We start from the raw sequence: 11,735 nt of genomic DNA, 5'->3' as shown, positions 1-11,735 counted from the left end.
TAGTTACGTTTTTGGAATTAACGTTGACATATTGTCATTCAGTTTTCAATGTTCGTTTATCACTTACAAGATTTAATTATAACTCGTAAGTTATTGTAAGTCAAGAATTATTTTTAAATATTTTATTTCTAAAAAATAAATTTCCTAACTCAATTAATTCAACAAATATTATTTTATTATGTATTTGTCGGAATTTCAATAGTCAAATTTACACTTTATTAATATTTTAAATCATTAACTTAAAACATTTGTTTTTTAAATATTAGTGCCGTTTGACGACTTTTATATAATATCAAGTTATTCTAATAGAGTCAACATAAAACAACACTTATTTTTATTTAAAAATTACTGTTGAAGGGATTATTTTCTATTCGTAAGTACTATATGTATTAAAAGTGTAATTTCTTATGCTATTTTATGCTTTTTTGCTTCAGTTTTACCAACAAACTTCTCTCATTTTATGAATAGTTATTTAGTATACTTTCGCTTGAACATTTTTTAGTTTTATTTATAACGGATACTTATTAATAGTTAACACCACTTCCCCAATTCGAATATTCTTTCCTTCTATTTAAATTATGTTTTCATAGTAAACATAAAAAGAAGTTAAACAACTTTCATGTTGCTTAACTTCTCATATATTACGCTTACTATATAAAAGTAGGCTAACGTCTGTTTAATTTGTCATACTACCAAAGTTAAATTATTTATCTTGGCATTCTTTACAAACTCCATAAATTTCCATTCGATGGTGTGTTACGTCAAAGTCAGTCATATGCTGAGCTAATCTTTCAATTTCATTTAACTGAGGATATTGGAAATCGACAATCTTACCACATTGTTCACATATAATATGATAATGATTATGTGTATTAAAATCGAATCGACTTGATGAATCTCCATATGTTAATTCTTTTACAATTCCAATATCTTTAAATACTCTTAAGTTATTATATATCGTCGCAACACTTATATTTGGAAAATCAGGTGAAAGTGCTTGATAAATTTCATCAGCTGTTGGATGAGTATGTGAAGAAATTAAATAACGTAATATCGCTTGTCTTTGAGGTGTAATTCTTACACCTGCTTGTCGCAATGAAGCAATTGATTCTTCTAGTTCATGTTCAATTGATTCTATTTCAACACTCATCTAAATCACCATCTTTCTTATATAATAATTATTATTACTTACTATAAATATAACTGCAGTATTGCGCGCGTGTCAATATTTACATACAGATTTCATTTAATAGCCTTTTTTAGCATTAACTTCATTCTCAATTAGATTTCCCTTATTGAGAAAATTAACTAAATTGTTTTTAAATATATCTAATAAGTCATACTTTGCTTCATAATCATTACCAGTTATATGTGCTGTGATGGTTACATTTTCCAATTCATATAGTTCATGATTAGGTTTTAAAGGTTCTTTTTCAAACACATCTAAATATGCATGTCGAATATCTCTATTTTTTAACACTTCTATTAATAGCGTTTCTTTGACTATGCTACCTCGTCCTATATTTATAAAAAGTGTGTCATCTTTCATTAATTCAAAATGTTTTTTCTTTAGTAAATGAATCGTTTCTTGAGTTTCTGGTAAAGCATTTATAACAATGTCAGCATTTGGTAATGTGCTTTCAAGTGATTCAATAGTATATATCTCATCAAACTCTTCTTTGTCTTGACCCGATTTACTCAGACCAACCAAATACATATTAAATGCTTTTACTAACTTCGCAGTTCTAGTAGCAATTGCACCTGTACCTAAAAATAAAACTGTTTGTCCTGATAGGCGTTTACCAGTTATTTTCGAATCATATATATGTTGTCGTTGGTTATCATATGATAGTTTCATCTTTTTATAATCATCTAAAATGAAAGCTAAAATGTATTCAGATAATTGTTTAGCTTGAACACCTTTACCATTAGTTAAAAGTATGCCTTGGTTCGAAATATAATCCAACGGTAATGTATTTACACCAGTTGCAAACCATGCGATCCATTTTAAATTGGGACAACATCGTAAAAATGACTCATTGATATTGCCATCATAACCAACTAATATATCTAAATCTGTCAAATCACTCTCAGGAATCTCCGATGCTTTTTTATAAAATTTAAAATCAATATCTGAAAAGCGTTGTTGTAATTCAGTTTCAACCTCACGCATACGATTTAACCCAACAACTTTCATAAATGTCACCCCAAAATGTTTTTAAGTTCTTCTATTTGTGTTTTAACTTTAACTTTCTCGATAACATCTAAGACTTTGCCTTCTTCATCTAACACAAAAGTCGTTCTTATAATCCCCATACTTTCTTTACCAAATGATTTTTTTAATTTATACACACCAGTTTCTTTAGCTAATTTAAATTCATCATCCACTAATAAGTCGAAATTCAAACCATGCTTTTCAATAAAATTTTGATGCTTTTTCTTTGAATCACCACTTATACCATATACTGCAACGTCTAAATCATTGAACATTTCTAAATTGTCTCTAAAGTCACAAGCTTCTGTAGTACAAGTAGGTGTATTATCTCTAGGATAAAAATATAAAATCGCCTTTTTACCTTTTAATGTATCATTTGTAATGACGGTTCCGTCTTGATTTTCTAATTTAAATATTGGAAATTGTTCTCCTTTTTGCAACATATAATCACCTTTTTCTTCGTTATAATAATTTTATGATACGATATTAGGTGAAAATATTAAATTAAAAGAGGTTGATATAAATGAATTTTAGTGAAAGTGAACGTTTACAACAACTTTCAAACGAATATATTCTAGGCGGTGTCAATTCCCCTTCACGTTCTTATAAAGCGGTAGGTGGCGGTGCACCTGTTGTTATGAAAGAAGGACATGGTGCGTATTTATACGATGTCGATGGCAATAAATTTATTGATTATCTTCAAGCATATGGTCCAATTATTACGGGGCATGCGCATCCTCATATTACTCAAGCGATTCAAGAACAAGCTGCTAAGGGTGTATTATTTGGTACACCTACTGAACTAGAAATTGATTTCAGCAAAAAATTACGTCAAGCAATTCCATCTCTTGAGAAAATTCGCTTTGTAAATTCTGGAACAGAAGCTGTCATGACAACAATTCGAGTTGCACGTGCATATACTAAAAGAAATAAAATTATAAAATTTGCTGGTTCTTACCATGGCCATTCTGATTTAGTATTAGTTGCAGCAGGTAGTGGTCCATCTCAGCTCGGTTCTCCAGATTCAGCTGGTGTTCCAGAAAGCGTCGCACGAGAAGTCATTACTGTTCCTTTCAATGATATTAACGCATACAAAGAAGCAATTGAATTTTGGGGCGATGAAATTGCCGCAGTATTAGTAGAACCAATTGTTGGTAATTTTGGAATGGTAATGCCTCAACCTGGATTTTTAGAAGAAGTTAATGAAATCTCACATAACAACGGAACACTAGTGATTTATGATGAAGTTATTACTGCATTCCGTTTCCATTATGGTGCGGCTCAAGATTTATTAGGTGTTATCCCTGATTTAACTGCATTTGGTAAAATTGTTGGCGGCGGTTTACCAATTGGAGGCTATGGCGGACGTCAAGATATCATGGAACAAGTAGCACCTCTAGGACCTGCATATCAAGCTGGTACAATGGCTGGTAACCCGTTATCAATGAAAGCAGGTATTGCATTACTAGAAGTACTAGAACAAGACGGTGTTTATGAAAAATTAGATAGTTTAGGTCAACAGCTAGAAGAAGGTTTACTTAAATTAATTGAAAAGCATAATGTCACAGCTACAATTAATCGAATTTATGGTTCTTTAACATTGTACTTTACAGATGAAAAGGTCACTCATTACGATCAAGTTGAACGTTCTGATGGCGAGGCGTTCGGTAAATTTTTCAAATTAATGTTAAATCAAGGTATCAATTTGGCACCTTCTAAATTTGAAGCTTGGTTCTTAACAACTGAACATACAGAAGAAGATATTAAACAAACTTTAAAAGCTGCAGATTATGCTTTTAGTCAAATGAAATAATTTTTCAAGAAGTATATTTTAATCCGATTAAAATATAACAAATGCTCACATAGTAGATACATTTTATATCGTTAACTATTAATGATTTAACTTGATACGTCACTATGTGAGTTTTTATTTTACAACTATAGTCTCATTTAATCTCTAACTAGAGTTTTACACCCCTATTAGAATTATGTATGATTTATTTTAACAACTATAAATAAGCTTGAATTTTGTAACTAGTAAGTGTATAACAGTAATGAATACGAATATTAGATATTCAATAAATTTAAAAGGAGCGTCATTATTTTTGAGACTAGGAGCTCGGATTTTTAAAACTGGTATAGCCATTATTTTAGCTATGTCTATCGCTTCTTTACTACCGGATGATGTTGGTCTGAAAGCCTTAGCTGGTGTCAGTGCTGTTGTTGCAATGCAACCAAGTATTTATCGTTCATTTAAAACAGTTTCTGATCAAGCATTGGGTAACATTATAGGTGCCATACTTTCTGTTACAATGGTAACAATTTTTAGTGATAATTTTATCATTATGGGTGTTACTGTCATAGTACTTATTGCTATTTTATTTAAATTTAATTTAGCACATGTTGCTACTTTGGCGAGTGTAACAGCATTAATCATTATGGGACAACATACCGGTTCTTTCTATATTACCGCCTTTTACAGGTTTGTACTTGTAATGATTGGTGTCATAAGTTCATCTCTAGTTAACTTTGTGTTTCTACCACCTAAATTTGAAACAAAAATTTACTATAATTCATTAAATATATCCTCAGATATTTTTATGTGGTTTAAATTAGTATTAAATGATACGACGGAGTTTAATAATATTAAACAAGACAGTCATAATTTAAAACAACGTGTCGAAAAGTTAGAGAAAATTTATGATTACTATAGCGAAGAACGTCCTATTACAAAAAAACATATTCACCAACAGAATAGAAAGAAAATACTTTTCAGAGAAGTAGTTCAGACGACTAGACAAGCTTATGAAGTATTAAACAAATTGTCGCGTTATCAAAACGACTTATATTTGCTTAATAACAATTTCCTATTACAAATCAAATTAGATTTAGATTCATTAACTGCTTTTCACGAGCAAATTTTAGCTAGCCTTTCTAAAAAAGCACGTTATAATGTGACACATGTTGATTATGAGTTAGATAATCCACAGAAAAAAGATTTATTGTCTACATTTCAGCATGAGTTAATAAATCATCCATATCAAACGGAATATTCGTTTGCCAATGTTATGCAAATTGTTGCAGCCATCGAAGAGTATCGACACCATTTAGAGCATTTAGACCGCATAAGAATTAGCTTTTTCACATATCATAGATCTGATGCAGACATTGAAATTGTTGAAGAAGACTTTGATTTATAACATTAAAACAATTTTATCAATTAATACCACAATGAGATAAAGTAATATTGAATCTCGAAATTAAATTTTAAAAAAGCAGTAAGATTATTTTCGATTAAGAAAATCTCTTACTGCTTTTTCTAGGTTCTGTCCCCACCATCCTGTTACAAATCTTCCTTACAAAATTGTACTGAAGTCAAACAACTAATACTTTATAAGTTTTGAATGCTATATAAATGTTCGTAAGCACCTTGTTTTGCAATCAATTCACGATGCGTACCTGTTTCAACAATATGTCCATTTTCAATAACTACAATTTTGTCAGCATGTGTAATAGTAGACAAGCGATGCGCTACAATAAGTGTTGTTCGATCTTTACTCAACACATCTAACGCTTCTTGAATAATGGATTCACTTTCTAAATCAAGTGCACTTGTTGCTTCATCCAAAATAAGAATTGGTGGATTATTTAAAAATATTCTAGCAATCGATAATCTTTGTTTTTGACCACCTGATAATTTAACACCTCGTTCACCTACTTCAGTGTCATATCCCTGTGGCAAATTCATGATAAAGTCATGGGCGTTTGCCATTTTCGCCGCTTCAACTACTTCTTCAACTGTTGCTGTTGGACGACCAAGTAAAATATTTTCCATAACTGTATCAGAGAATAAAATATTATCTTGTTGCACCAATCCTATTTGATTTCTTAAACTTCCCGTTAAAAAATCTTTAATGTTGTGACCATCTATTAAAATTTGCCCGGAAGTTACATCGTAAAATCTCGGTATTAAGTTAATCAAAGTTGATTTACCACCGCCACTCATACCTACAAAAGCAACTGTTTCTCCTTTTTCAATACTTAAATTAATATTTTTTAAAATTGGAGATTCGTTATCATTATATTGAAAACTAACATGATCAATATCAATACGACCTTGTTTAATTTCAATTGGTTGAGCCCCAATACCATTTTTAATGTCATAATCTTCGTCAATTAATTGGAATACACGGTCCATTGAAGCAAAACTTTGCGTTAAAGTTGTAAATGATGCGACTAAACGACGTAAAGGCCCGAACAATAACTCCAAGTATCCAACAAATGCTGCAAGTGTACCTACTGTAATTGATCCAGAAATAGCTAAATATGCACCAACACCAATGACAATAATTGGTCCAATATCTGTAACTGTATTAATTGCAGCAAAGGAATAGGCATTCCATCTTGTATGTTTCAATGCACGTGTTAAGAAGTTGGTATTCTTTTTATCAAAGTTTTTTGCTTCATTGTCTTCAATCGCAAAACTTTTTACGACTGAAATACCTTGTACACGTTCATGCAAGAACCCTTGAACCTCAGCTAATGCTTGAGATCTTTCACGCGTCAATTTTCTTAATCTTCCAAAGAAAACATACACTGTTAAAATATAAAACGGGAAGATAAACAGTGCTGCTAAGGTCAATTTCATATCTAAAAAGAACATTATGGATAGTGCAATAATAATTGTAATGCAGTCTAACCAAATATTCATTAACCCGGTTAAAATGAAATCTTTTGTTTGTTCAACATCATTAATCACTCTAGATATTACTTGACCTACTTGATTGTTAGCATAAAATCTCGCACTTAAAGCTTGTAAATGGTTATATAACTTTTTACGTATATCATACAATATTTTATTACTTGTCCATTGCGCCAAATATTGACGTATAAATTCAATTGGTGGTCTCACTATTACAAAAATAAATAATGCGATACCAATGGCAATAGTTAAATGATGAACTTTTTCATCAGTCGTTAGTGCTTGGTTATTAATCACGCCATCTATTGCATATTTAATTAATAATGGTATAAGCATTGGTATACCAAACTTAATTATCCCAACAATAATCGTTGCAATAATACGATATTTGTATGGCTTAACAAATTGCAAATATCGCTTAATCATACATATTCCCCCTATTATATTCATTAGCATAAAAATGAATAGAGGTTGGATACATAATTTGTAGATGTAAATTCTTCTTACAATTTACATTTTTAAAATTAAGATATCTCAACCTCTGTCATATACATGTGATTAAATACGTTGTCTTATTCGTATGTTATGTTTTATTCAATTTAATCTACGGATACTGTGTCCCCACACGACAGCAAAAGTTATCATACTTCTTTATATCACTAAGTCAATATAAATGATTTAATCGGTATTTACACTTTATTTGCTTAATATTGTCTAATTTTTTTGTAGCGTTCTTTCCAAACTTTGATAAAATCTGGTGCGAACGGGCCTTTCTTTTGTTCTATCCACTGTTGAAGAATGTCCACGTTGCGTCTTAAAATAATATCAATGTCATGTGGATAATTCATTTGATTCATATGTTGCTCATATTCATCTTCATCTAATAAATGATATTTCCCGTTTGGATATACTTTAATATCTAAATCATAGTCTATATATTTTAATGCCTCTTCATCACACACAAATGGTGATGACAAATTGCAATAGTAATAAATTCCATCTTCTCTAAACATGCAGATAACATTAAACCAATATTCTGAGTGGAAGTAAACTATTGCTGGTTCACGCGTAATCCACGTTCTTCCATCACTTTCAGTTACTAATGTATGATCATTCCCACCGATTACAACATGATCTGTACCTTTCAAAATTGTTGTTTCAGACCATACACGATGTATTTTACCATCATGTTTATAGCTCTGAATTTTAATGTTTTCCCCTTCTTTAGGTATGGATTCTCTGACCATACTCCACACCACCTTCTGTTAATTTAACCATTATAAATTATAGCATATTTCTGAAACAGTATTATATAAATACATATTTTTACAAAATAGTATTTTACTATTTTATCATTACCCCAACACGTAAATAATTATACAGTTACCAAGTTATTTTCAAAGTTTAAATTTAAATACATTAATTTCAGACATTACTTTTTAAAATACTTACTTATATGTTCATGTTTTACCTCATACATTTCACGTTTATTTATAAAATTGCTATATATAACTATTTAAATGCTCTTCAACTACCAAACATTATCCATTAATAAATTCGTAAATTTTCGACATAGGAACAGGGAATGTATATTGATCACGTTCAGATAAATCAAACCAAATCATATCATCTGGTAAAGTTTCAACACTAACAGTTCCTGGTATAGCGTATACTTTTATTTTCCATGTTAAATGTGTGAATTGATGCTTTAACTCAAAAATCGGTGTTTCAACTGTTTGAATTGACATATTTAATTTATCAGAAATTTCTCGAATTGCATCATTACTTTCATACATCGGAAATTGCCACATACCATGCAATAACTTTTCGCTACGCTTTTGCAACACATATTTACCTTGCTTATTTCTAATTAAAAATACAGATTGTTCAATCACCTTTTTACTATTATTTTTCGATTTAACTGGCAACTTTTCAAATGTACCTTTATCAAAGGCTTCACAATTATCTCGCACTGGACATAACAAACATAAAGGATTTTTCGGCGTGCAAATTAAAGCTCCTAATTCCATCATTGCTTGATTAAATGTACCTGCTTCAGTCATTACAAATGGTAGTAACTCTTGTTCATAAGCTTTTCTTGTCGACTGCAATTTAATATCGCGATAATCATCATTCAACCTAGACCAAACTCGAAAAACATTACCATCAACAGTTGCAAGTGGTACATTAAACGCTATACTCATAACAGCCGCTTGAGTATATGGTCCGACCCCCTTCAATTCTTTAAACTGTTCTGGATTTTCAGGAACTAATCCTTCAAATTTTTCATGTACTTCTTTAATTGCTGTATGAAAATTACGCGCTCTACTATAATATCCAAGCCCCTCCCAGTACTTTAATACCTCATCTTCTGACGCTTGGCTTAATACTTCTACAGTAGGAAATCGTTCAACAAAACGATGATAGTAATCAATAACTGTCTTAACCTGTGTCTGCTGCAACATAACTTCACTTAACCAAATATAATAAGGATTTGTTGTTTGACGCCATGGCATTTCTCTTTGATTTTCATCAAACCAGTGTATCAAATTTTCCTTAAAACTAGATTCCTGATACATTTATAAAATCCTTTCCTCAACTAAATTAATTTACGTAACTCATAATGTTTCTATTGTACATTAAAACAAGCTAAGTAAGTAAGTTAATTTAGTTATTTGCAAAATTGGATTATAATAGTATATATAATAAAATGAAATGAGTGAACAGATATGGATACTGCAACACATATCGCAATTGGTGTTGGGCTTACGGCACTTGCTACTCAAGATCCAGCGATGGCTTCAACATTCGGTGCAACAGCTACTACACTTATCGTTGGTTCATTAATTCCTGACGGGGATACCGTTCTTAAATTAAAAGACAATGCAACATATATTTCACATCATCGAGGTATCACACATTCTATCCCTTTCACAATATTATGGCCAATTTTAATTACGTTTTTAGTATTCACATTCTTCAATGGTACAAATCCATTTCATGTGTGGATGTGGGCTCAGCTCGCAGTATTTTTACATGTTTTTGTAGATATATTTAATTCTTATGGTACACAGGCATTAAGACCTATTACTAACAAATGGATACAACTAAGTGTAATTAACACTTTTGATCCAATTATTTTCACTGTGTTATGCATTGGTATTATATTATGGATTTTAGGCTTACACCCTTTTGCAGTTTTCTTTCCAATTATTGTATTACTTATAATTTATTACATCATTCGATTTAAAATGAGAGCAATGATAAAGCAACAAGCTTTGAAAACAATTCAAAAAGAACACCATCCTGTTAAAGTATTTGTCGCACCAACGTTAAAGTTTATGGAATGGCGGGTTGCAATACAAACAGATGCACATGATTATGTCGGAAAAGCATACGGTAGAAATATTGTATTTAGTGATAAAGTTGAACGTCAAAAATTATCTACTGATTCTATTCTATGGAAAGTGAAAGGAAATAAAGATATACGAACATTTTTAAACTTTTCATCCATTTATCGTTGGCAAACTACTGAACTTGGCGATGGTTCAACAGAAATTCGGTTGATTGATTTACGTTATTTAAAGAATGATCATTATTCATTTGTCGCAATTGCTCATTTAAATAAAGATAATATCATTGACCATTCATATATCGGTTGGGTTTTTACTGAAGATAAATTACAACGTAAATTGTATGCTAAATAATTACAAAATTTGATAGCCTTTAGCAACTTTGCACAAAAAATAACCGGTGAGTTATAAATCATTTAATGATTATAATCTCATCGGTTATTTTTAATATCCTTCAATATAAATGTAGCTCAACACAAACACTCAAAATAAAAATCTAACCCAATTAAAAATCAAACTCTGAAATTTATATTTCGATTAGGACATTCAATATTTTGTTATTCGAAGCGTCTGATTATTGATATATAAGCGTATTGGAAACATACAAATTTTAGTTAGTTTGATGATTCATCTTTGTCTATATGAAGATTAATATCTTCTGCATCATGTTGCTTTTCAATTTGTTTTATCGCTTTAGTCTTTTTCATATAAATTGCATGCGTTGCATATCTTGTTAATACAAAATTCACTACAGCTACCAAAAATAGCACCAAAATAAAATATAAATGATATGGTATATTTTCCATACTGGATATACCAAAAATGATAGATTGTGTTATGCCATTTACAACGTAATATAATGGGTTAAGCATTAATATATGGTTCAAGAATACATGAGTTGGATTTGGAATAAATATAATTGGTAAAATGAATAAACATAATACACAATACCCATAAAAGATTAAGTTTATTTTATCAGTTAAGAGTCGAATTAAACCAAATGTTACGGATATAAGTCCTACAAATAATGTAGCCATCACAATAAAATAAAACAATGCTATAAATGATGTTTCAAAGTTTACTGGTTTTACTAATGCACCTATCATTGTCATAATGCTCAAGAGTACAAAACAAATGATAGACATAATGACTACAGGCGTTGCTGCAGATATATTAAATAGTTTAGCAACTAAAAAATCATTCATGTAATGATGATAGGCACTATAAATAGTATACATTAATATGCCAAATACAATTAGCGCAATCACTCTATATAACCATCGTACTTCTTTTATATCAGTCAAATGACTAAAATGAAATATCGTTTCACTTGCAACAACTAGCAATAAACATACAGCTAATGCGATTAGAAAACTTTTCCAACTTTGCTTTAATCGTTCTATTATGAATCTCTTAGTGTGTGGCAAGTTTTTAAAATATAAAATAATATTATCTAGCATCTTTA

Annotated in this window: 10 protein-coding genes and 1 pseudogene; 3 read left to right on the top strand and 8 right to left on the bottom strand. The window is 30.4% G+C overall.

Going from position 1 to position 11,735, the window contains the following annotated elements; genetic code table 11:
• Positions 1–703 precede the first annotated feature (703 nt).
• The 3 genes from perR to CD116_RS04965 form a co-directional block, all read right to left on the bottom strand.
• The gene (gene perR / locus CD116_RS04975) at positions 704–1,150 is read right to left on the bottom strand and encodes a peroxide-responsive transcriptional repressor PerR (protein ID WP_000110011.1); all 447 of its coding nucleotides are present in this window, start codon (positions 1,148–1,150) and stop codon (positions 704–706) included.
• 96 nt (positions 1,151–1,246) lie between these two features.
• Positions 1,247–2,197 (bottom strand): phosphoglycerate dehydrogenase, encoded by a 951-nt coding sequence (locus CD116_RS04970; protein WP_047531845.1) that lies wholly within the window; start codon positions 2,195–2,197, stop codon positions 1,247–1,249.
• A 5-nt stretch (positions 2,198–2,202) separates the two neighbouring features.
• Complete coding sequence (locus CD116_RS04965) at positions 2,203–2,658, bottom strand: peroxiredoxin (RefSeq protein WP_047427513.1); 456 nt, start codon at positions 2,656–2,658, stop codon at positions 2,203–2,205.
• Between the two features lie 80 nt (positions 2,659–2,738).
• On the opposite strand from CD116_RS04965, the gene CD116_RS04960 reads away from it, so the two are divergent.
• Positions 2,739–4,028, top strand: a complete 1,290-nt coding sequence (locus CD116_RS04960) for a glutamate-1-semialdehyde 2,1-aminomutase (protein ID WP_047550439.1) — start codon at positions 2,739–2,741, stop codon at positions 4,026–4,028.
• 292 nt (positions 4,029–4,320) lie between these two features.
• Positions 4,321–5,415, top strand: a complete 1,095-nt coding sequence (locus tag CD116_RS04955) for an FUSC family protein (protein WP_001236371.1) — start codon at positions 4,321–4,323, stop codon at positions 5,413–5,415.
• 84 nt (positions 5,416–5,499) lie between these two features.
• Here the strand turns inward: CD116_RS04955 and CD116_RS04950 are convergent.
• From CD116_RS04950 to mutY, 4 genes and pseudogenes are all read right to left on the bottom strand, one after another.
• Positions 5,500–5,598, bottom strand: a pseudogene (locus CD116_RS04950) (hypothetical protein).
• 8 nt (positions 5,599–5,606) lie between these two features.
• Entirely contained in the window at positions 5,607–7,343 is a 1,737-nt protein-coding gene (locus tag CD116_RS04945) for an SAV1866 family putative multidrug efflux ABC transporter (RefSeq protein WP_047550442.1), read from the bottom strand.
• Positions 7,344–7,621: 278 nt separating this feature from the next.
• On the bottom strand, positions 7,622–8,164 hold the full coding sequence (ntdP, locus tag CD116_RS04940) for a nucleoside tri-diphosphate phosphatase (RefSeq protein WP_000251253.1): 543 nt from the start codon (positions 8,162–8,164) through the stop codon (positions 7,622–7,624).
• A gap of 294 nt (positions 8,165–8,458) precedes the next feature.
• Positions 8,459–9,496: an A/G-specific adenine glycosylase gene (gene mutY, locus CD116_RS04935; protein ID WP_047531857.1), complete on the bottom strand. Its 1,038-nt coding sequence runs from the start codon at positions 9,494–9,496 to the stop codon at positions 8,459–8,461.
• A gap of 150 nt (positions 9,497–9,646) precedes the next feature.
• Here mutY and CD116_RS04930 point away from each other — a divergent pair, with 150 nt between their 5' ends.
• Positions 9,647–10,624 (top strand): metal-dependent hydrolase, encoded by a 978-nt coding sequence (locus CD116_RS04930; protein ID WP_047550445.1) that lies wholly within the window; start codon positions 9,647–9,649, stop codon positions 10,622–10,624.
• Positions 10,625–10,884: 260 nt separating this feature from the next.
• Here the strand turns inward: CD116_RS04930 and CD116_RS04925 are convergent, their stop codons facing one another.
• A complete protein-coding gene (locus tag CD116_RS04925; protein ID WP_047550447.1) occupies positions 10,885–11,730 on the bottom strand; it encodes a membrane protein in 846 nt (281 codons plus the stop codon).
• Between the last annotated feature and the right edge of the window lie 5 nt (positions 11,731–11,735).

The sequence above is a fragment of the Staphylococcus schweitzeri genome, assembly GCF_002902405.1.
GTDB classification, from domain to species: Bacteria; Bacillota; Bacilli; order Staphylococcales; family Staphylococcaceae; genus Staphylococcus; species Staphylococcus schweitzeri.
Note: the sequence above shows the minus strand (reverse complement) of the source record. Positions and strands in the feature narration are given on the sequence as shown.

Coding starts and splice junctions, on each gene's coding strand:
- perR (WP_000110011.1), bottom strand. CDS start 1,150: ATGAGTGTTGAAATAGAATCAATTGAACATGAACTAGAAGAATCAATT.
- CD116_RS04970 (WP_047531845.1), bottom strand. CDS start 2,197: ATGAAAGTTGTTGGGTTAAATCGTATGCGTGAGGTTGAAACTGAATTA.
- CD116_RS04965 (WP_047427513.1), bottom strand. CDS start 2,658: ATGTTGCAAAAAGGAGAACAATTTCCAATATTTAAATTAGAAAATCAA.
- CD116_RS04960 (WP_047550439.1), top strand. CDS start 2,739: ATGAATTTTAGTGAAAGTGAACGTTTACAACAACTTTCAAACGAATAT.
- CD116_RS04945 (WP_047550442.1), bottom strand. CDS start 7,343: ATGATTAAGCGATATTTGCAATTTGTTAAGCCATACAAATATCGTATT.
- ntdP (WP_000251253.1), bottom strand. CDS start 8,164: ATGGTCAGAGAATCCATACCTAAAGAAGGGGAAAACATTAAAATTCAG.
- mutY (WP_047531857.1), bottom strand. CDS start 9,496: ATGTATCAGGAATCTAGTTTTAAGGAAAATTTGATACACTGGTTTGAT.
- CD116_RS04930 (WP_047550445.1), top strand. CDS start 9,647: ATGGATACTGCAACACATATCGCAATTGGTGTTGGGCTTACGGCACTT.
- CD116_RS04925 (WP_047550447.1), bottom strand. CDS start 11,730: ATGCTAGATAATATTATTTTATATTTTAAAAACTTGCCACACACTAAG.